Annotated in this window: 19 protein-coding genes; 9 read left to right on the plus strand and 10 right to left on the minus strand. The window is 71.7% G+C overall.

Annotated elements, in window-relative coordinates; all coding sequences use genetic code 11:
• Positions 1–148 precede the first annotated feature (148 nt).
• Together HLK59_RS37510 and HLK59_RS37515 are read left to right on the plus strand one after the other, a co-directional pair.
• Positions 149–1,174 (plus strand): ATP-binding cassette domain-containing protein, encoded by a 1,026-nt coding sequence (locus HLK59_RS37510; RefSeq protein ID WP_171146103.1) that lies wholly within the window; start codon positions 149–151, stop codon positions 1,172–1,174.
• Complete coding sequence (locus HLK59_RS37515) at positions 1,171–2,004, plus strand: ABC transporter permease (protein WP_171146104.1); 834 nt, start codon at positions 1,171–1,173, stop codon at positions 2,002–2,004. The genes HLK59_RS37510 and HLK59_RS37515 overlap by 4 nt, the downstream gene beginning before the upstream one ends.
• Before the next feature lie 20 nt (positions 2,005–2,024).
• Here the strand turns inward: HLK59_RS37515 and HLK59_RS37520 are convergent, their stop codons facing one another.
• Both HLK59_RS37520 and HLK59_RS52135 read right to left on the minus strand, forming a co-directional pair.
• Positions 2,025–5,378: a BTAD domain-containing putative transcriptional regulator gene (locus tag HLK59_RS37520; protein ID WP_171146105.1), complete on the minus strand. Its 3,354-nt coding sequence runs from the start codon at positions 5,376–5,378 to the stop codon at positions 2,025–2,027.
• 76 nt (positions 5,379–5,454) lie between these two features.
• Positions 5,455–5,580: a hypothetical protein gene (locus tag HLK59_RS52135; RefSeq protein ID WP_277349564.1), complete on the minus strand. Its 126-nt coding sequence runs from the start codon at positions 5,578–5,580 to the stop codon at positions 5,455–5,457.
• 104 nt (positions 5,581–5,684) lie between these two features.
• Here HLK59_RS52135 and HLK59_RS37525 point away from each other — a divergent pair, with 104 nt between their 5' ends.
• Complete coding sequence (locus tag HLK59_RS37525; RefSeq protein ID WP_171146106.1) at positions 5,685–6,482, plus strand: site-2 protease family protein; 798 nt, start codon at positions 5,685–5,687, stop codon at positions 6,480–6,482.
• Here HLK59_RS37525 and HLK59_RS37530 read toward each other — a convergent pair.
• Positions 6,472–6,651, minus strand: a complete 180-nt coding sequence (locus tag HLK59_RS37530; RefSeq protein WP_171146107.1) for a hypothetical protein — start codon at positions 6,649–6,651, stop codon at positions 6,472–6,474. The two genes, HLK59_RS37525 and HLK59_RS37530, sit on opposite strands and share 11 nt — an antisense overlap.
• Before the next feature lie 80 nt (positions 6,652–6,731).
• Positions 6,732–7,436 carry an NADPH-dependent F420 reductase gene (gene npdG / locus HLK59_RS37535; protein WP_171146108.1) on the minus strand — a complete coding sequence of 235 codons (705 nt, stop codon included), beginning with the start codon at positions 7,434–7,436 and terminating at the stop codon, positions 6,732–6,734.
• A gap of 189 nt (positions 7,437–7,625) precedes the next feature.
• Between npdG and HLK59_RS37540 the strand changes: the two genes are divergently transcribed.
• Both HLK59_RS37540 and HLK59_RS37545 read left to right on the plus strand, forming a co-directional pair.
• A complete protein-coding gene (locus tag HLK59_RS37540; RefSeq protein WP_171146109.1) occupies positions 7,626–8,228 on the plus strand; it encodes a hypothetical protein in 603 nt (200 codons plus the stop codon).
• Positions 8,229–8,368: 140 nt separating this feature from the next.
• Positions 8,369–9,706, plus strand: coding sequence for an MFS transporter (locus tag HLK59_RS37545; RefSeq protein WP_171146110.1), 1,338 nt, complete (start codon positions 8,369–8,371; stop codon positions 9,704–9,706).
• A 178-nt stretch (positions 9,707–9,884) separates the two neighbouring features.
• On the opposite strand, the gene HLK59_RS37550 is transcribed toward HLK59_RS37545, so the two are convergent.
• Positions 9,885–10,118 (minus strand): hypothetical protein, encoded by a 234-nt coding sequence (locus HLK59_RS37550; RefSeq protein ID WP_171146111.1) that lies wholly within the window; start codon positions 10,116–10,118, stop codon positions 9,885–9,887.
• A 58-nt stretch (positions 10,119–10,176) separates the two neighbouring features.
• Between HLK59_RS37550 and map the strand changes: the two genes are divergently transcribed.
• Positions 10,177–11,034, plus strand: a complete 858-nt coding sequence (map, locus tag HLK59_RS37555) for a type I methionyl aminopeptidase (protein WP_171146112.1) — start codon at positions 10,177–10,179, stop codon at positions 11,032–11,034.
• 57 nt (positions 11,035–11,091) lie between these two features.
• Here the strand turns inward: map and HLK59_RS37560 are convergent, their stop codons facing one another.
• Complete coding sequence (locus tag HLK59_RS37560) at positions 11,092–12,315, minus strand: RNA-guided endonuclease TnpB family protein (protein WP_171146113.1); 1,224 nt, start codon at positions 12,313–12,315, stop codon at positions 11,092–11,094.
• A gap of 304 nt (positions 12,316–12,619) precedes the next feature.
• On the opposite strand from HLK59_RS37560, the gene HLK59_RS37565 reads away from it, so the two are divergent.
• Positions 12,620–13,267 carry a biliverdin-producing heme oxygenase gene (locus HLK59_RS37565; RefSeq protein WP_171146114.1) on the plus strand — a complete coding sequence of 216 codons (648 nt, stop codon included), beginning with the start codon at positions 12,620–12,622 and terminating at the stop codon, positions 13,265–13,267.
• Here HLK59_RS37565 and HLK59_RS37570 read toward each other — a convergent pair.
• From HLK59_RS37570 to HLK59_RS37585, 4 genes are all read right to left on the minus strand, one after another.
• Entirely contained in the window at positions 13,264–13,908 is a 645-nt protein-coding gene (locus HLK59_RS37570) for a PhzF family phenazine biosynthesis protein (RefSeq protein ID WP_171146115.1), read from the minus strand. The genes HLK59_RS37565 and HLK59_RS37570 overlap by 4 nt on opposite strands.
• On the minus strand, positions 13,901–14,785 hold the full coding sequence (locus tag HLK59_RS37575) for a hypothetical protein (protein ID WP_346779903.1): 885 nt from the start codon (positions 14,783–14,785) through the stop codon (positions 13,901–13,903). The genes HLK59_RS37570 and HLK59_RS37575 overlap by 8 nt, the downstream gene beginning before the upstream one ends.
• A gap of 10 nt (positions 14,786–14,795) precedes the next feature.
• Positions 14,796–16,268, minus strand: coding sequence for an HtaA domain-containing protein (locus HLK59_RS37580; protein WP_171146116.1), 1,473 nt, complete (start codon positions 16,266–16,268; stop codon positions 14,796–14,798).
• A gap of 69 nt (positions 16,269–16,337) precedes the next feature.
• The gene (locus HLK59_RS37585; protein ID WP_171146117.1) at positions 16,338–17,777 is read right to left on the minus strand and encodes an HtaA domain-containing protein; all 1,440 of its coding nucleotides are present in this window, start codon (positions 17,775–17,777) and stop codon (positions 16,338–16,340) included.
• Between the two features lie 171 nt (positions 17,778–17,948).
• Between HLK59_RS37585 and HLK59_RS37590 the strand changes: the two genes are divergently transcribed.
• Together HLK59_RS37590 and HLK59_RS37595 are read left to right on the plus strand one after the other, a co-directional pair.
• Complete coding sequence (locus HLK59_RS37590; RefSeq protein ID WP_171146118.1) at positions 17,949–18,953, plus strand: ABC transporter substrate-binding protein; 1,005 nt, start codon at positions 17,949–17,951, stop codon at positions 18,951–18,953.
• Positions 18,950–19,322: iron chelate uptake ABC transporter family permease subunit (locus HLK59_RS37595; protein ID WP_171146119.1), on the plus strand; the 373-nt coding region annotated here is incomplete at its 3' end. The genes HLK59_RS37590 and HLK59_RS37595, both read left to right, overlap by 4 nt.

Genomic DNA, 19,322 nt, shown 5'->3' on the forward strand with positions numbered 1-19,322 from the left:
GCCCCTACCCGTCCCCTCCCTGGGGGCGCAGCCCCCAGGGAGGGGACGGGTAGGGGCGGCGGGGGCGAGAAACAGCTTGTCGGCGGCTGTCGGTGGCTGTCGGCGGACTGTCGGTGGTTTGTCGGTACGCCCTGACACCGTCTTGCCCATGACGCGAATCGACAAGAACCCCAACGGCGCCGACATCGCCGTGACCGTGCGGGGGCTGGTGAAGCACTACGGCGACACCAAGGCGCTGGACGGTGTGGACCTGGATGTGCGGGAGGGGACCGTGATGGGGGTGCTCGGGCCCAACGGTGCCGGGAAGACCACCCTCGTCCGCATCCTGTCCACCCTCCTCGCCCCGAACGCCGGAACGGCCACCGTCGCCGGATACGACGTCGTACGCCAGCCCCGCCAGCTGCGGAGGGTCATCGGACTCACCGGCCAGTACGCCTCCGTCGACGAGAAGCTCCCCGGCTGGGAGAACCTGTACATGATCGGGCGGCTGCTCGACCTGCCCCGCAAGGACGCCCGCCAGAGGGCCGACGAACTGCTGGAGCGTTTCTCGCTCACCGAGGCCGCCAAGCGCCCGGCGAGCACGTACTCCGGGGGTATGCGCAGGCGGCTCGACCTCGCCGCGTCGATGATCGGGCGGCCCGCCGTCCTCTTCCTCGACGAACCCACCACCGGCCTCGACCCCCGTACCCGCAACGAGGTGTGGGACGAGGTCAAGCGGATGGTCGGCGACGGGGTCACCGTCCTGCTCACCACCCAGTACATGGAGGAGGCCGAGCAGCTGGCCGACGAGCTCACCGTCGTCGACCGCGGCAAGGTCATCGCCGGCGGCGGCATCGAGGAGCTGAAGGCCAAGGTCGGCGGGCGGACCCTGCGGGTACGACCCGTGGACCCGCTCCAGCTGCGGCCGCTCGCCTCCTACCTCGACAGCCTCGGCATCACCGGCCTCGCCACCACCACCGTGGACCCCGACGCCGGCTCCCTCCTCGTGCCGATCCTCAGCGACGAGCAGCTGACCGCGGTGGTCGGCGCGGTCACCGCGCGTGGCGTCACGATCTCCTCCATCACCACCGAACTCCCCAGCCTGGACGAGGTGTTCCTGTCCCTCACCGGCCACCGCGCGAGCGCCCCGCAGGACGTCGTGCCGGCCGACGACCGCGAGGAGGTCGCCGTATGAGCGCCGCCACCGTCACCACCACTCCCGTCCCGGCCTCGGCCTCCGACGACGTCCGTATCCCGCTGCGCGGGCATCTGCGGCACACCAGCGCCCTCATCCGCCGCAATCTGCTCTGGATCCGCCAGGACCCGGAGTCGATGGCCGACGCGCTGCTGATGCCGGTCATCTTCACGCTGCTGTTCGTGTTCGTCTTCGGCGGCTCGATCGGGCAGGCGCTGGGCGGCGGGCAGGACCAGTACGTGCAGTACGTCATCCCCGGCATGATCGCGATGATGAGCATGACGCTCTCGCAGGGCGTCGGCACCGGCTTCAGCCAGGACTTCAACTCCGGTGTCATGGACCGCTTCCGGTCCCTGCCGATCGGGCGTGGCTCGGTGCTCTTCGCGAAGATCTCCGTAGAGCTGATGCGGATGCTGTTCGCGACCGCCGTGCTGATGATCGTCGCCGTCCTGGTCGGGTTCGACATCACCAACTGGACCGGACTGCTCGCGACCGTGGCGCTGTCCACCGCGTTCGCCTCGTCGATCATGTGGGTGTTCCTCACCCTGGGCGTGATCATGAAGAGCGCGCAGTCCGTGCAGGCGATGGGCTTCCTGGTGCTGTTCCCGCTCCAGTTCGGCTCGTCGATCTTCGCGCCGACCGGCTCCATGCCGGGCTGGCTCCAGGCGTTCACCGACTACAACCCGCTGTCCACGCTCGCCGACGCGGCACGCGGACTGATGGTGGGCGGCCCCGTCGCCCATGACCTGTGGGTGACGCTCGCCTGGTCGGTGGCGATCACGGCGGTCATGGCACCGGTCGCGATCCACAAGTTCAAGACCAAGAGCTGACGTCGACCCGTCGGCGCGCGTCAGACCAGGGCGGTGGCCTCCATGGGGGAGAGGCCGCCGCCCTCCGCGCGTGCCGCCTCGAACGCCTCGTCGCCGAGCGTGGCGCGCGCCTGCCGCTCGGCCCTGCTGTACGCCTCGCGCTCTATGGAGGTCGCGACATGGCCGGGCGGCAGCATCGCGCGCGCGGTCCCGAGGACGCGGGCCGCGTCCCGGGGCCGGTTCTCACCGTCGGGTGCAGCCAGCGCGATCGCCGCGATCGACAGGTACAGCGGCCGCATGTACGGGGCGATGGCCTCGGACAGCGGATCGTCGGCCTTCTCCAGAGCCTGCCGGGCCTTGTCCAGGCAGGCCTGCCAGCAGCCGTCGGCCGCCTCCAGCCAGGCCTCCGAACCGAGGATGAACGCGTCGAAGACGACGAAGTGGGCGATGTTGAACTCCTGGCGCAGCAGCCGTAGTTGCTCGCGCGCCTCCACGGTCCGGCCGGTGAAGGCGAGATGCGCGGCGAGGAACATCCGGGCGGCGGGCATGGCCTCACTCCCCCCGCCCTCCTGCTGGGCGATCACCTCGCGCAGGATCCGTTCGGCCCGCTCGCTCTGGCCCGCCTCCATGAGCGCGCTGCCGAGCCGGGCCCGGAGCACCGCGTTCTGGGCGCGGGCGCCGAGCCGGGCGGCCTGCTCCATGGCCGCCTCGTAGTCGGCGGCGGCGTCCAGGTAGGCGCCGATGCGCTCACGGGCCTCACCGCGCGCGGACAGCGCCTCGGCGGTGCCCCAGGCATCTCCCAGCTCCTGGAAGATCGCCAGCGACTCGTCGGCGTCACGCGACGCGTCGCCCGCCCAGTCGGCACGGTTGGCGAGGATGTTGGCGCGCATCTGGAGGGTGCCGGCGAGCTCCCACTCCATACCGGGCGTCGCACGGCAGGTGCGGACGGCCGCTTCGAGGATGTCCGGCAGCCGCTCGGCACCGCCGCTCAGCATCACGGCGTAGAACCAGAGCAGGCCCGGGGCGCGGCAGACCTGGGGCAGGCCGGGTTCGTAGACCTCGGTGATGATGCGCAGCTTCTCCTTGGCCTGCGGGGTCTCCCAGGCCTCCAACTCCGTGTCCATGCACGCCAGATGGGCGAGGTGGACACCGCGGCGGGCCTCGGTGAGGAGTTCGCCGGCCAGCGGGGGCGGCATGTCGGTGCAGCGCTGCTGGACCGGGGCGGCCCGGCGTACCGGCGCGGTGAACGGATCGGGGCCGAGGGCCATGATCTCGACGTACCAGTTGCGGGCCTCGATCCGCGCGTCCCGCAGCTGCCAGTACCAGGACAGCGACAGCCCCAGACAGAGCGCCTCCTGCTCGTCGCGCTCGGCGAGGGCGTGCCGCAGGGCGGTGCGCAGGTTCTCGTACTCGCGCTCCAGCCGTTCGATGGCGAGGAGTTGACCCGGGCCGCGCAGCAACGGGTCGGTGGTGCGGGCGAGTTCGCGGTAGTACGTCAGATGCGCGCGCTCCGCCTCCCCGCGCCGGCCGGTCTCGTCGAGCCGCTCGCCCGCGTACTCGGCGACGGTCTCCAGGAGCCGGTAGCGCATCTCACCGCTCTCGCCCGAAGGGGCGGCGACGACCAGGGACTTGTCGACGAGCGAGCCCAGCGCCTCCAGCGCGACGGGACCGCAGACGGCCTCGGCGGTGGCGAGGCCGCAGCCGCCCGCGAAGACCGACAGCCGCCGCAGCACGTCCCGTTCGTCCTCGTCCAGCAGCTCCCAGGACCAGTCGACGACGGCCCGCAGGGTCTGCTGGCGGGGCAGGACGGTACGGCTGCCCGAGGTCAGCAGCCGGAAGCGGTCGTCGAGCCGGTCGGCGATCTGACGTGGCGTCAGCATGCGGAGCCGGGCGGCCGCGAGCTCGATCGCGAGGGGCAGTCCGTCGAGCCGCCGGCAGATCTCCGCGCAGGCCGCGGCGGTCTCCTCGTCGGCCTCGACCCGGAACCCGGGCCGGGCCGAGGCCCCGCGATCGGCGAGCAGCCGCAGCGCGACGGGCTCGGGCAGCGGCTCCACGGGCCGCAGCAACTCCCCCGGTACGCCGAGGGGTTCACGACTGGTGGCCAGCACCGTCAGCTGCGGGCAGCGCGCGAGGAGCTCCTCCACGAGACGGGCGGCGGCGTCGACGACATGCTCGCAGTTGTCGAGGATCAGCAGCATCCGGCGCTTGCCGCAGTGCTCCGCGAGCCGCTCGACGGGGTCGGCGTGCCGCTCGTTGACGGCCCGCATCGCCTCCGCGCCCGCGCCGTACAGCACGGTCTCCCGGGCCCCGACGGCGGTCAGCACGGCCTCCGGCACCACGTCCGGATCGTCGACCGGCGCGAGCTCGGCCAGCCACACCCCGTCCCGCGCGGCGTACCGCACGGTCTCGGCCGCCTCCTGCGACAACCGTGTCTTGCCCGCGCCCCCGGGCCCGAGCAGCGTCACCAGCCGCGCCGCCGCGAGATCGCCGCGGATCGCCTCGATGTCGCCCTCACGGCCGACGAAGGAGGTGAGGCGGGCCCGGAGGTTGCCACGAGCGGGAGGTTCGGCGGCTGGTGGAGCGGGCTCGGCGAAGAGCTCTCGGCCACTGTCGGCTTTCGCCTCGGCGGCCGGACCTGGCACGCCCGGGCCCTGGCCGCCCGACGCCCCCGGCCGCAGCAACTCCCCGTGCAGCGCCCGCAGTTCCGGCCCGGGATCCGCCCCCAGCTGCTCGGCCAGCACCTGTCGTACGTCCTCGTAGGCCGCCAGCGCCTCGGCCGAGCGGCCCGCGTCGCGCAGGGCGCGCAGCCGCAGGGACTGGAGAGGCTCGTCCAGCGGATGGCTGTCGCACAGCGCGGTCAGTTCGGGCAGGGACTGGTGGGCGTGGCCGAGGGCCAGGGCGGCGGTGTGGCGGGCCCGCAGGGCGTCCAGGCGCCGGGTCTCCCAGCGGGCCGCGTCGGCGGTGCGGTCGGGCAGGTCGGCGAGGACCGGGCCGCGCCACAGGGCGAGGGCGTCGTCGAGGACGCCGGCCGCCTTCGCGGGGTCGCCGTCGGCGAGCGCGCGCGTGCCCTCGCCGGTCAGCCGGTCGAAGCGGTGCAGGTCGATGTCGTCGGGCGCGGCCACGAGCCGGTAGCCGCCGTCCGCGGAGGCGACCGTGTCCGCGCCGAGAGCCCGCCGCAGCCGGCCCACCAGCGCCTGCACCGCGCCCTGCGCGTCGGCGGGCGGGTCACCGTCCCACACCTCGTCGACCAGCAGGCTCACGGCGACCGTACGGCCGGGCCGCAGCGCCAGGACGGTCAGCAGCGCGCGCAGCCGCGCGCCGCCGACGGGGAGCGGGGTGCCGTCGGGACGGAGTGCCTGAGTGGTGCCGAGGATGCGATAGCGCACGGGGTCCATTGTCTCTGGTGGGTTCGGGGGCAGTCACGGGGATCGGGCATGGGCGGGCGCCGTGTCGGTTCCGGCGGGCGGCGGATCAGGTGGGCGGGCCCGGCACCTGCTCGGCGAACCGCCGCGGCCGGCTCACCTCGTCCCGCACGGAGAACGGCGTACCGCAGCGCTCCGTCCGCCGGTCCTCGTACAGCACATGCCAAAGCCCCATGCCCCCACCTTCTACGGAACCGATGAGGTACCGCGAGACGTTTTCGTCGTACGCCCGGTACGGTCGGGCAGTCCCAGAGCGTGTACGAGAGTCGGGGGAACCCCATGACCACTACAGCCGCCCGCAACAGCGACCGGCGGATCAGCCCCGTCTTCGTGGGGATCCTGGCCGTCACGGCGGTGACCGGCTGGGCCACCTGGACCGGGTTCGCCGAGCAGCCCGGCGTGGCCGTGTTCCTCTTCGTGACGGCCGCCTGGATCGTGTCCCTGTGTCTGCACGAGTACGCACACGCGCGTACCGCTCTGCACAGCGGTGACATCACCGTGGGTTCGAAGGGCTACTTGAGCCTCAACCCTCTCGCCTATACCCATGCCCTGCTCAGCATCGTCCTCCCCGTCCTCTTCGTGATCATGGGCGGGATCGGTCTGCCGGGCGGGGCCGTCTTCATCGAGCGCGGGCGGATCCGGGGGCGCTGGAAGCACAGTCTGATCTCGGCGGCCGGTCCGCTCACCAATGTGCTGTTCGCGATCGTGTGCACGGCACCGTTCTGGCTGGACGCCCTGGACGGGGTGCCGACGGACTTCCGGTTCGCGCTGGCCTTCCTCGCGCTGCTCCAGGTGACGGCCGCGCTGCTGAACTTCCTGCCGATTCCGGGGCTGGACGGCTACGGCATCATCGAGCCCTGGCTGTCGTACAAGATCAAGCGCCAGGTGGAGCCCTTCGCGCCGTTCGGCCTGCTGTTCGTCTTCGTGCTGCTGTGGTGGCCAGCGGTCAACCACGTGTTCTTCGACGTGATCGACTCGATCCTCGCCTCGCTCGGCATCAGCGACCGCCAGACGTACTGCGGTCAGGACCTCTACCGCTTCTGGCAGACGAGCGACTACTGCTCGGTCAACGGGTGACGGACTTCTCCGCCTTGCCGCGCTTCACGTAGTACCAGCACATGTTGCTGGACAGCCCCACGATCAGCACCCACACGATCCCCAGGAAGCTGCCCTGGGCGAAGGACACGACCGCCGCCGCCAGGGCGAGGAGGCAGACGATCAGGGCGTAGAGGGCGAGGCGGGGCATGGGGGGCGGCTCTCCTGTCGGGAAACGGGAAAGGTGTCGGGGGACACCGGTGATGTCGTCGTCCAGTGTCCCCCATCGGGTCATACGTCCGTGACGCGCAGGCCCGCGTGCGCCTTGTAGCGGCGGTTCACGGAGATCAGGTTGGCCACCAGCGACTCGACCTGGTGGGCGTTGCGCAGGCGCCCCGCGAAGACGCCGCGCATGCCGGGGATACGGCCGGCCAGGGCCTGGACGATCTCGACGTCGGCCCGTACCTCGCCGAGGACCATCACATCGGTGTCGATCTCGTCGATCTCCGGGTCCTCCAGGAGGACCGCCGAGAGGTGGTGGAAGGCGGCGGTGACCCGGGAGTCCGGGAGCAGCGCGGCGGCCTGCTGGGCGGCGCTGCCCTCCTCGGGCTTGAGGGCGTAGGCGCCCTGCTTGTCGAAGCCGAGCGGGTTGACGCAGTCGACGACCAGTTTCCCGGCCAGTTCCTCGCGCAGTGACTCCAGGGTCTTGCCGTGGCCGTCCCAGGGCACGGCGACGATCACGATGTCGCTGCGGCGGGCGGTCTCGGCGTTGTCGGCGCCCTCGACGCCGTACCCGAGTTCGTCGGCGGCGGCCTGGGCGCGGTCGGCGGCGCGTGAGCCGATGATCACCTTCTGGCCGGCCTTGGCGAGCCGGTAGGCGAGGCCCTTGCCCTGGGGGCCGGTTCCGCCGAGCACGCCGACGACGAGCCCGGAGACGTCGGGGAGGTCCCAGGGGTCCTTCGCAGGGGCCTTCTGTGCACTGTCGGTAGAGGTCATGGGCCGACTTTACGTGCGCCCCGCGTGCCTCGTCCGGTCAGGTGAGCCGCGTCACGGGCGCCTGCCGGAAGCCGATGTCGATGCACCCCTGCCCCCGCGGAAGACCGACCGCGCTTCCCATGCCCGGTTCGGGCGAATTCGCAGTGAACTCCGGGTCATGAGTGGCCGCTTGCGGCAGGATCCGGGCTCATGGACGCCGTACGTGTCGCGTTGCTGCGCGAAGTGCTCGCCGGGACCGAGTGGTTGGGGGCGACCCGGAGGTTCGCCGGGGTGCTGCGCGGTTCGGTGGTCTCGCACGGCGGGGGTCTGCTGCTGGTCGGGACGCCGGAGTACGAGCCGTGGCATCTGGCGGCCCATCTGGTGGACGAGGCGGCCTGGTCGGGGACCCCGGAGCTGGCCCCCACGCTCGTACGGCATGAGGCGCGGCCCTCGGATCCGGCCCATCTGGCGGTCGGCCTGGGCCGGTTGGCGGCGGCGCGGCGGGGGGAGACGCTGTTGGTCGTGTCCCCGGCGGGCCCGGGCGCCCCGCTCCTGGAGCGGGTGCACGACGCCCGCCGGGCCGGTGCGACGGTCCTCGCCCTCGGCCCCGACGGCGGCGATCTGATGGCGATGGCCCATGAGTCCCTCGCCGTGCCGGACGGCCCCGATCTCGGCCTCGACACCGTCCAGCATCTGGTGAGCGCGGCGGCGGGCGAGAACGCCCTGGCGACCCCACGGGCGCGCCGCCGCTTCCGGGACCGGCTCTCCCGCCTGACGGACCAGCTGACGGCCCCGCCGCCGGCGCGGTGGTAGGGCGGCGCCGGCACGGCGCGGATGGCACCCCCCGGCCACGGACCGCGGGCCCGTGCGGCACTCGCGCTGCGCCCGCGCTCGGCTCCACGCCCCGAAATTCGGTTGCCCCCGCCTGCCACCCCGTCCGACCATGACCCGTCGTGACCGACGACGACATCGCTCCCCCTGTTTCTCCTTCTCCGTCCCGCCTGCGCTCCGTCCTGCCGGATCTCACCCCGTGGCGGGCGTCGGCCGACTTCCGGCGGTTGTGGGTGTCGGGGCTGGTCTCGAACTTCGGCAGTTTTCTGACGTTCGTCGCGCTGCCGGTGCAGATCAAGGAGCTCACGGACTCCGCGGCTGCGGTGGGCGCGATCGGTGCGGTGGAGCTCGTTCCGCTGATCGTGTTCGGGTTGTACGGCGGTGCGCTGGCCGATGCCCTGGACAAGCGCGGGCTGATCATCTGGACCGAGGCGGGGCAGGGGCTGCTCAGCGCGGTGCTGCTGGTCAACGCGCTGATGCCGAGCCCTGCCGTATGGCCGCTGTACGTCGTCGCCGCCCTGTCCTCGGCGCTCGTCTCGGTCCAGCGCCCGGCCCTCGACTCGCTCTGGCCCCGGATCGTCGCCCATGAGCATCTGCCGGCCGCGGCGTCCCTCAACACCTTCCGCTGGACGGTCGGCGGGGTCGCGGGCCCGGCGGTGGCGGGTGTGGTGGTGGCGTACGCGGGGCTCGGCTGGGCGTACGCGGCGGACCTGCTGACCTTCGTGGTCTCGGTCGCGCTCATCATCCCGATCGCCTCCTCCCCCGCCGCGCACGAGGCCGCGAAGCCGTCGCTGAAGGCCATCGCGGAGGGCGCCCGGTACGCGTGGAGCCGCAAGGAGCTTCTCGGCACCTACGCCGTGGACCTCGCCGCGATGTTCCTGGCGATGCCGCTGGCGTTGCTGCCGTTCCTCGCGGACGACCTGGACGCCGAGTGGTCGCTGGGTCTGATGTACGCGGCGATCCCGCTCGGGTCGCTGCTGGTGAGCGTGACGAGCGGCTGGACGGCGCGGATCCACCGGCACGGGCGGATGGTGGTCCTCGCCGCGGCGCTGTGGGGCGTGGCGATCGCTGCGGCCGGTGTCGTGGGCAACGTGTGGCTGGTGCTGCTGTTCCTGACGGTGGCCGGTGGCTGCGACATGGTCAGCGGGGTCTTCCGGGGTGTGATGTGGAACCAGACGATCCCCGACGAGCTACGGGGCCGCCTCGCCGGGATCGAGCTGCTGTCGTACTCGGTCGGCCCGACCCTCGGCCAGGTCAGGGCCGGCGGCTTCGCCGCGTGGTGGGGCGTGCGCGCGTCGGTGTGGTCGGGCGGCCTGCTGTGCGCGGGCGCGGTGGGGCTGCTGGCCCTGTGCCTGCCGAAGCTGATGACGTACGACGCCCGGACGGACGAGCACGCGGCGCGGGTGCGGGAACAGCGGACGGCGGCGCGGGGGGCGGTGGCCTCCGCGGCCGAGGCCTGATCGGGGGCCGCCCGCCGTCGGCGCCCGGATTCAGTGGCCGCCGTCGGGCCCGCGCGGAATCAGCCGCCACGTGGGCGCCGGGCCGGGCGACCGGGCGCTGCCGATCACGAGCGTGGTGCCGGGATCGTCACCGGGCCGTACGCGCTGATCGGGCACCGCCCGTCACCGGCGCACCACTTCAGCTGTCGTCCTTGGCGCCGCCCGCCGAGGCGTCGTGCCACTTGGGGTCGTTCTCCCACTCGAGGTTGCGCTCGCGGGCGGTCTCCATCGCGTGCTCGGCCTCCTGCCGGGAGGCGTACGGCCCGAAACGGTCCTTGCCGGGGCAGTCCGGCCCCTCCTCGACCTTCTTGTGCTCCAGGCAGTAGTACCACTCGCCCGGCTTGCCGACCGTGCGCTTCTTGAACAGGGCCATGACCAGCTCCTCTCACCAGGGACATGTTCCCCCACGGGGGCTCGTTAGACTCCCTGGCATGTCTGGCCAGTCGCTGCTCGTACCAGGGGAGCTGTCCCCCACCCGTTCCGTGCCCGGAAACATCCGTCGTCCCGAGTACGTCGGCAAGCCGGGGCCGACGCCGTACACCGGACCGGAGGTGCAGACGCCGGAGACCATCGAGGCGATGCGGATCGCCGGTCGGATCGCCGCGCAGGCGATGGCGGAGGCGGCGAAGCTGATCGCCCCCGGTGTGACCACCGACGAGCTGGACAAGGTGGCGCACGAGTACATGTGCGACTACGGCGCCTATCCGTCGACGCTCGGCTACCGCGGTTTCCCCAAGTCGCTGTGCACCAGCGTGAACGAGGTGATCTGCCACGGGATCCCGGACTCGACGGTGCTGCGGGACGGCGACATCGTCAACCTCGACGTGACGGCGTACATCGGCGGGGTGCACGGTGACAACAACGCGACGTACCTGGTCGGGGATGTCGACGAGGAGAGCCGGCTGCTGGTCGAGCGGACGCGCGAGTCGCTGAACCGGGCGATCAAGGCGGTCCGGCCGGGCCGTCAGATCAACATCATCGGCCGGGTCATCGAGTCGTACGCCAAGCGCTTCGGGTACGGGGTGGTGCGGGACTTCACGGGGCACGGGATCAACTCGTCGTTCCACTCCGGGCTGATCATTCCGCACTACGACAGCCCGCACGCGACGACGGTCATCCAGTCCGGCATGACGTTCACGATCGAGCCGATGCTGACGCTGGGCACGCATGACTACGACATGTGGGACGACGGCTGGACGGTCGTCACGAAGGACCGCAGGCGCACGGCGCAGTTCGAGCACACGCTGGTGGTGACGGAGAGCGGCGCCGAGATCCTGACGCTGCCTTGACATGCTCCTCGCCTTGAAAGGCGTGGATTCTGGCCTTCCCCACCGAACCCCGTGCCGCTACGCGGCACGGGGTTCGGTGGGGAATCCGTGGCTTCCTGTTTCTTCGCGTTGTGCCAGAACGGGTTCTGGTCTTATCGGCGCTCCGCAGGCTGTCACCGCCAGTCCGGCGGCCGTCTTCACGTTGATCGCGGCGTTGTGGTCCCGGTCGTGGAGGGTGCCGCAGACGGTGCAGGTCCACTCCCGGACGTTGAGGGGCTTGGGTCCGTCCTTGACGCCGCAGGTGGAGCAGGTCTGGGAGGTCGGCTCGAACCGGCCGATCCTGACCAGGGTGCGCCCGTACCGTTCCGCTTTGTATTCCAGCATGTTCACGAATGCCGTCCAGCCCGCGTCGTGGACGGACTTGGCCAGCCGGGTACGCGCCAGTCCCGCCACCGAGAGGCTCTCCACGGCGATTCCTTGGTTCTCGGAGATCAGCCGGGTGGAGAGCTGGTGGTGGAACTCTTTGCGGGCGTCGGTGACCTCGGTGTGGGCGCGGGCGACCTTCAGACGGGCCTTGGCCCGGTTCTTCGACCCTTTCTGTTTGCGGGACAGGTTCTTCTGGGCCTTCTTCAGTTTCTTTTCCGCCCGGCGCAGAAACCGCGGGGAGTCGATCTTCTCTCCGGTGGACAGGACGGCGAAGTGGGTCAGGCCGAGGTCGATACCGATGCTCCGGTCCGACTGGGGCATCCGGTTCGCGTCGGCGGCGGGGTCGGTGTCGATGACGAAGGAGGCGAAGAACCTGCCCGCGCTGTCCTTGATCACGGTGACGGAGGTGGGGGCGGTGGGCAGGGTGCGGGACCACTTCACCTTCACCGCCCCGATCTTCGGCAGGTTCAGCCGGCCGCTGTCGGTGATGTTCCAGCGGGCGTTGGCGGTGAACCGGATCGACTGCCGGGCATCCCTGCGGGACTTGAACCGGGGTGCACCCGCCTTCGGGCCCTTGCGGGTGCCCTTGAGGGAGGCGAAGAAGTTGCGGTAGGCGGCTTCGGCGTCGCGCAGGGACTGCTGGAGCACCACTGCGGAGACCTCGCCCAGCCAGGACCGCTCCACGGTCCGTTTCGCCTCGGTGATCAGACGGGTGGACAACTCACCGGCCCCCGGGAAGGGCTGCCCGGCCGCTCTGGCGTCCTCACGGGCACGTACAGCGTCGTTGAACACGACACGGGCGCACCCGAACGCCCTCGCCAACGCTCTCTGCTGGCCGGTGTCCGGGTACAGCCTGAAGGCGTACCGGAGCTGCATGACGATCACACTAGGCAGGTCGAACGGGTACCGTCACCGGGAACATGCGAGCGAACCGTCACCGTCACGGCAGTAGAGTCCGGCTCCGCCGGAACGACACCGCGACGCTCCGCGTCGCAGGCACGAGATTCGCTTCACCCCCGGTGTGAACCCCGGAGCACCACGAATGAATCCCGGTAGCGGGCCCGAGGACCCGTCCCGACCCGTCCCCTGCTGGGGGCGGGTCTTTTCTTGTACGCTTTTACCGACAGGGCGTCGGCAAACCTATTGACTTAGGCAAGCCTTACCTTAGAGGATGTACCGCATGGACTCCTTCTCGACAGTCATCCGCACCGCGTCCCACGAGCAGCACGTGGAGGCGGAGACCTCGTCGTTCATGAGCGACCTGCTCGGCGGCAGGCTGGGCGTGGACGCGTACGCGCGGTACACCGAGCAGCTGTGGTTCGTGTACGAGGCCCTGGAGAGCGGGGCCGGGCGACTGGCCGCGGACCCGGTGGCCGGGCCCTTCATCCAGCCCGAGCTGTACCGGCTGGGCGCCCTGGAGCGGGACCTGGAGCATCTGCGGGGCGCCGACTGGCGTACCGGGCTGACCGCGCTGCCGGCCACGCAGGCCTATGCGGACCGGGTCCGTGAGTGCGTCACCGAGTGGCCGGCCGGTTACATCGCCCACCACTACACGCGCTACCTCGGCGACCTCTCCGGCGGCCAGATCATCCGCGACAAGGCGGAGCGGACGTGGGGCTTCGAACGCAAGGGCGACGGAGTGCGCTTCTACGTCTTCGAGGGGATCGCCAACCCCGCCGCGTTCAAGCGGGGTTACCGGGAGCTGCTGGACGGGGTCCGGGTCGACGAGCTGGAGCAGCAGCGGATCGTGACCGAGTGCAAGAAGGCGTTCGCGCTCAACACCGCGGTCTTCCGCGCCCTGGGCGAGGAGTTCCCTCTGAGCGCCTAGCGCTCCAGGTACACCCGGCCGCCGATCTCCACCCAGCCGCCGGGCTGGGGGGCGGTGAGGATCTGTGAGCCCGCGCCCTGGGTGATGTTCAGGGCGCGGCCCAGCTGTTCGGTGAGCAGGAGGGCGGCGGCGCCGGTCGCCTCGTCCTCGTCGATGCCGTCGTCGCGGCCGGGGAACGCCCGTGCGCGGACCCGTCCCGCGGGCTCGTCCTCCCAGGCCCAGGCGTAGATCCACTCCCCCTTCGGCGGCACGTCCAGGTCGTCGACCTCGGCGGCCGTCGCGTACTTCCTGAGCGTCCGCGGCGGCGCCCACTGCGCCCGCGCCTCGATCCAGCTGAACTCGCCGTCGAGCCGGGCGCCCACGACGCCGGCGGGTGTGACCAGCTCCGGCACGTCGAGCAGCCATGCCGTGCCGACGCAGGGGTGGCCGGCGAAGGGCAGCCGCAGGGTCGGCGTGTAGATGTCGATGATCCCGCGCTCCGGGTCGTCCACGAACACGGTCTCGCTGAACCCGAGCTTCGCGGCGAACAGCTGCCGTTCCTCACGGTCCGGCATCACGGATCCCTCGCGGATGACGCCGAGTTCATTGCCGTATCCGCCGTTCGGCGCGCAGAAGACGCGCAGTACGTCGTAGTCAGTCACGGGGGAATTGAAGCATCGCGCGGCCCGCGAGGTCGTCCCAGGCCCTGGCTCCGCCGGGGAGGGGCCAGAAGTCGGTGCGGGGCATGCCGTACGGAAGCGAGGCGATCAGCTCGGCGTGCTCCCGTTCCATGGCGGCCAGCCGGCGTGCGTGGCCCGGTTCGTCGGGGCGTGCCGCCAGCTCTCGTATCCGCGCCTCGTGGTCGTGGGTCACCTTCTCGGCGGCCCGGCGCCACTTGTCGTCGTCGGGCACCCGGTTCAGGTCCACGCACCGGGGTTGTTCTCCCTCCGCCAGTGCCGCCACCGCCCGGTCGTGGCCGTCGAGGATCATCCAGCCGTCGAGGAAGGCCACCCACCACAGGAGGACGGGCGCGAGGGTGCCCTCGCGGGCGTGTCTGCGGTACGCCTTCACGCGCGGGGCATCCGGTGGCGAGAGCTCGCGGAGCGGGAGCACTCCGTGCCAGCCGCCTCCGCAGGCGAGCTCCAGGCTGCTGCTCGGCCAGTCCCGCACGAGGTCCTCGGTCCAGATGCCCGGCGGGAAGCCGGTCCGCCGGGCCAGTTCCCACCGTCCGTCCCGCAGCGGGGTTCCGTCCGCCTCCTCCAGCCACCGTGTGTACCGGTGCGTCCAGTCGACCGACGACCGCATCGTCGCCGAGCGCAGCGGCGGCAGCGGGGAGCGGTAGCCGTCGAGGCCGTGCAGGGTCAGCTCGCGGCAGCAGCCCTCGCCCGTGCGGCCCAGCAGTACGGGCCGTTCGCCCTGCCGCAGCAGGATCCGGCCGTCGCCCGTCGTCTCGAAGCGCAACGCCGGCGGGCCGGGGCGGGCCGATACGTTCAGTACCAGCCGCCCCGGCCCCAGCAGTTCCCTGTGTCCCCTGTTCACGGGGACAGTTCTACGCCTGTGTGCGGCGCCTGCGCATCGCGAATACGACGCCCGCGCCCGCCGCCACCGTCACCGCGGCCGCCGCGCCCAGTGCGCCGACGGGGGTGTCGGAACCGGTGTTGGCGAGGCCGCCCGTGATGCCGCCCGTGGTCGAGCCGGTGGTGCCGCCCGTGGTGCCGGAGGTGCTCGCGGAGGCGGACGGGCTGCTCGTGGCGTCCGAGTCGTCGTCGCCCGGCAGAGTCGCGTCGTCGGTCAGCGCCACCGCGAGGTCGACCGGGTCGAGTTCCGTGCCGGCCGTGTAGAAGCCGCCGAAGGCCTTCGCGCCGGCCTCGGTGAGGGTGGCCTCGACATCGTCGACCGTGATGACGTCGTCCGACGCCGTCAGGTCGGACTTCGCGGCCTTGAGGTCGGCCAGGACCACGTCCTGCGTCTTCTCGCCGAGGCTCGTCACGTCCGCCGTCAGCTTGCCGCTGCCCTCGTCGAGGGTCGCGTGGACGTCGCTCAGCGTGAGGTCGAGACCGTACTCGCCGTCCTCCTCGTGGCCCTTGAAGGTGACCGCGCCCTCGAAGGCGGCGGAGAGGGTGTCGGCGTCGGTGTCGTACTCGCCCGTCGCCTTGACGAAGGTGAAGATCCCGTTGCCGGCGGCCTGGCTCGCGCCGCCCGACGTGGTGATCTCGCCCTTGGCGACGCCGTCCACGACGTAGGTGCGGAAGGACTGCTTCACGCCCCAGCCGAGCGTGCCGTCGGCTATGTCGCCCTCGGCGGGGGCGGTCTCGGTGGCCGAGGCGGACGGGGAGGCGCTCGACGACGTGGAGGCCGGCGCCGAGGGGGTCGCGCTCGTGGAGGCGGGCGTCGAGGCGCTGGGGCTCGCGGAGTCCGAGGTGGGGGCCGACGGGGTCGGCGACGAGGACGGCGTCGTGTCGGCGACGGTCAGCGGGTCGCCCGCCGCGCCCTCGTAGCTCGCGCTGCCGAAGACGTCCGCGGCCTCCTTGGTCAGCTTGGTCTCCATGTCCGCCATGGTGCGGGTGACCGTGACGTCGGCGAGCGGCACGTCCTGCGTGGTCGTGCCGGACTTCGTCACATCCGCGGTGATCTCCGCCGCCGCGCTGTCGAACTTCACGTCGGACAGGGAGATCTCGAAGCCGTGCAGCTTCGACTCGATCTTCAGGGCGCCCTTGAAGCCGAGCGCGAGGGTGTGCGCGGTGGAGTCGTAGGTGCCGGTGCCCCCGGTGAACGTGAAGACTCCGTTGTCCGCGGCCTGCGTCGCGCCGTCCGTGGCGGTGAAGCCGCCGGCCGCCATGCCGGTCACGTACGTGCGGTACGACTGCTTGATACCCCACGTCAACTCGTAGCCGCTGAGCGGGACTTCGGCCGCCGACGCGGTGGTCGCGCCGGCCATGGCGAGCGCGGTGGCGCCGACCGTGGCCGCGGTGGCGACGGCTGCGGCGAGGGCGAGGGGGCGGCGACGGGATCTGACGGGCATGGCCGGGTTCTCCTTGGATGGGTGGTCCGCCGTGCGCGCAGGACCGACGGGCGGACGGGGTAAAGGGGTTCAGTCCTCTTCCGAGGGGGTGGCGGTCGCTTCCGCCGGTCGCGCCCGGCGCCTGCGGATCACCGCGAACACCGCGGCGGCCAGCAGCAGCGCACCGGCCGCGAGACCGATCGGCAGGACGGGGAAGCCGTCGCCGGAGGAGCCGGAGGAGTCGGCGGCGACCGGTTCGGCCGAGGCCGCCGGGTCGGGGTCGTCCGGGGTTCCGCTCGGCGTGGGTGTGCTGCCGAGGTCGGGCAGGGCGGGCAGTTCCGCGTCGTCGGTGAGGGCGACGGCGAGGGACACCGGGTCCATCTCGGTGCCCGCCCGGTACATGCCGGCGAAGGCCTTGGCGCCCTTGGCGGTGAGTGTCGCGGGGGCCTCGGTGACCTGGACCAGGCCGTCCTTCGCCTTGAGGTCCTTCGCGGTGAAGGTGACCAGCGGGACCTTCTTGCCGGTGAAGTCCGCGCTCACGACATCGGCGTAGAGCGTGCCCTTGTCGTTCTCGACGGTGGTCCGTACGGCGCTCAGTCTCAGGTCGAGGCCGTGCGCCCCCGTGAAGCGCACCGCCCCTTCGAAGGAGGCCTCCAGGTCACCGCCGCGATAGGTGCCGTCGCCGGCCGGGAAGCGGAAGAGGGCTCCGCCGTCCTGGGCGCCCGCGGACAGGGTCCACTCGCCCTTGGCGATGTCGCCGACGACGTACTCGCGGAAGGTGCGGCGCACGCCCCAGTCGACGGCGCCGTCCTCGATGCCGTCGCCCGAAGTGTCCTTCTTCGCGGAGGACTTCGACTTGGTGGCGGTCGGCGTCGCTGTCGGTGTCGGGGAGGCTTTCGCCGCCTGTACGTCCGCGGACAGACTCACCGGGTCGAGCGCGGTCCCGGCCGTGTAGTAGCCCGCGAAGGACTTGGCGCCCTGTGAAGTGAGCGTGGCCGGGAGGTCGTTGAGGACGACGGCGGTGCCGCCGCCCCGCATGTCGATGCCGCCCAGGGAGAGGGAGGCGAAGGGCACCTGGCTGGACGTCGTGACCGTCCCGGTGTCCTTCGCCTTGCTGGTGACGTCCACGTAGAGGGTCCCGGAGGAGCCGGTGATGCGGACGGTGGGGCGGCTGATGGTGAGGTCGAGCTGGTAGCTGCCGGCGTCCGTCCTGTGGCCGAGGAAGTGGACCCCGCCCGAGAAGGCGGCGCTGAAGGCGCCGGTGTCGCCGTCGTAGGAGCCGGTCGCGGAGTGGAAGCGGAACGCCCCGCTGCCGACCGTGGCCGCACCGCCGGTCAGGGAGTAACTCCCCTTGGCGATGGGGCCGGTGACATAGCTCTGGAAGGACGCCTTGATGCCCCAGTCGAGCCGGCCGCCCTGCACGGTGCGGCTCGCGGCGTGTGCGGAGCCCGCCGGGAGCAGGGCTCCCAGAACGGCCAGGCACAGCGCGGCGACACCGCCGTACAGGCGCGGTCGCGGGGGTGGGGACATGGTCGACCTCCGGGCACAGTCAAGATCCCGCCAGCATCCGATGATTTCTGGCCAGGCGAGGTAAGGCTAACCTAAGCTACAACGGCCTCCGACCGGTAGACCCGGAAGCGGACACAGCCGACCCACAGGAAGAAAGCGCACGTCAGACGGCGCGGAGAGGAAGGCCCTGCGGTGCGACGCGTACGTACACGACTGGCGGGTGCGCTGCTGGCGGTGCTCGCCCTGACGACGGCCACGGGCTGCGGGGGCGGTGCGACGGCGGCGACTCCGACCGCCTCCAAGGCGAGCGGCAACGCGGTGGAGCCCCTCGCCGACACCCCCGCCCCCGAGCTCCCCGTCACCGTCGACTCCGCCGACGGGAAGCAGGTGACCGTCGAGCGGGCCGACCGCATCGTGCCGCTCTCCGGCAGCCTCAGCGAGATCGTCTTCACACTCGGGCTCGGGGAGCGGGTCGTCGCCCGTGACATCACCGCCACGTTCACGCAGGCCGCCGAACTGCCCGTCGTCACCCGCGGCCACGACGTCTCCGCGGAGAGCGTGCTGTCGCTCAAGCCCGATCTGGTGCTCGCCGAGACCACGACCGGCCCCGAGGAGGCGGTGGAGCAGATCCGTGCCGCCGGCGTCCCGGTGCTCGTGGTCGACCCGGCGGACGGGCTCGACGACGTCGGCACCCGCATCCGGACCGTCGCCGACGCGCTCGGTGTGGCGAACGCCGGCCGGGAGCTGACGGAACGCTCGGAGCAGCGGATCGCCGCCGTACGCAAGGAAGTTCCGCGTTCGTCCGAGAAGCTCCGGGTCGCCTTCCTCTACCTCCGCGGCTCCGCGTCCGTGTACCTCATCGGCGGCCAGGGCTCCGGCGCCACCTCCCTCATCGAGGCGGCCGGGGCGATCGACGCCGGGGCCGGATCGGGGCTGAAGAAGGACTTCACCGCCATCACCAGCGAGGCGCTCGTGAAGGCGGCACCCGACGCGATTCTCGTCATGACCAAGGGACTTGAGTCCGTCGGCGGCATCGACGGACTGGTGAGGATCCCCGGAGTCGCCCAGACCCCGGCCGGGATGGACCGCCGGGTCGTCTCGGTCGAGGACGGGGTCCTCCTCAACTACGGGCCGCGCACCGACCAGGTGCTGAAGTCGGTCGTGGAGCAGCTGTACAAGAAGGACGGTGGGGCGTGACCGTACTGGAGAAGACCGAGACGCAGGCGGACGGCACGGCCGAATCGCCGCCACGGAGACGGCGTTCGGCCGCCTGGGTGCTGACCGTCGCCCTGGTCGTGGGGCTGCTCGTCCTCGTGCCGGTTGCGGCCGGTGTCGGGGCCTATCCGATCCCGGTCGGGGATGTCCTCGGCTCCGTGCAGCACAGACTCGGGCTCGGGGGCGGCGAGTTGGACCGGGTCGCCGAGTCGGTGCTGTGGAACGTGCGGTTCCCGCGGATCGTGCTCGCGCTGCTCGTCGGGGCCTCGCTGGGGTGTGCGGGCGCGTTGATGCAGGGCGTGTTCGGCAACCCGCTCGCCGAGCCGGGGGTCATCGGGGTCTCCTCGGGGG

The organism is Streptomyces sp. S3(2020) (assembly GCF_013044505.1).
GTDB lineage: Bacteria > Actinomycetota > Actinomycetes > Streptomycetales > Streptomycetaceae > Streptomyces.

Excerpts from the sequence above, each read along its gene's own strand:
- HLK59_RS37510 (WP_171146103.1), top strand. The coding sequence starts at position 149 with ATGACGCGAATCGACAAGAACCCCAACGGCGCCGACATCGCCGTGACC.
- HLK59_RS37540 (WP_171146109.1), top strand. The coding sequence starts at position 7,626 with ATGGACGCCGTACGTGTCGCGTTGCTGCGCGAAGTGCTCGCCGGGACC.
- npdG (WP_171146108.1), bottom strand. The coding sequence starts at position 7,436 with ATGACCTCTACCGACAGTGCACAGAAGGCCCCTGCGAAGGACCCCTGG.
- HLK59_RS37565 (WP_171146114.1), top strand. The coding sequence starts at position 12,620 with ATGGACTCCTTCTCGACAGTCATCCGCACCGCGTCCCACGAGCAGCAC.
- HLK59_RS37580 (WP_171146116.1), bottom strand. The coding sequence starts at position 16,268 with ATGCCCGTCAGATCCCGTCGCCGCCCCCTCGCCCTCGCCGCAGCCGTC.
- HLK59_RS37530 (WP_171146107.1), bottom strand. The coding sequence starts at position 6,651 with ATGCCCCGCCTCGCCCTCTACGCCCTGATCGTCTGCCTCCTCGCCCTG.
- HLK59_RS37520 (WP_171146105.1), bottom strand. The coding sequence starts at position 5,378 with ATGGACCCCGTGCGCTATCGCATCCTCGGCACCACTCAGGCACTCCGT.
- HLK59_RS37515 (WP_171146104.1), top strand. The coding sequence starts at position 1,171 with ATGAGCGCCGCCACCGTCACCACCACTCCCGTCCCGGCCTCGGCCTCC.
- HLK59_RS37560 (WP_171146113.1), bottom strand. The coding sequence starts at position 12,315 with ATGCAGCTCCGGTACGCCTTCAGGCTGTACCCGGACACCGGCCAGCAG.
- HLK59_RS52135 (WP_277349564.1), bottom strand. The coding sequence starts at position 5,580 with ATGGGGCTTTGGCATGTGCTGTACGAGGACCGGCGGACGGAGCGCTGC.
- map (WP_171146112.1), top strand. The coding sequence starts at position 10,177 with ATGTCTGGCCAGTCGCTGCTCGTACCAGGGGAGCTGTCCCCCACCCGT.
- HLK59_RS37525 (WP_171146106.1), top strand. The coding sequence starts at position 5,685 with ATGACCACTACAGCCGCCCGCAACAGCGACCGGCGGATCAGCCCCGTC.
- HLK59_RS37550 (WP_171146111.1), bottom strand. The coding sequence starts at position 10,118 with ATGGCCCTGTTCAAGAAGCGCACGGTCGGCAAGCCGGGCGAGTGGTAC.
- HLK59_RS37585 (WP_171146117.1), bottom strand. The coding sequence starts at position 17,777 with ATGTCCCCACCCCCGCGACCGCGCCTGTACGGCGGTGTCGCCGCGCTG.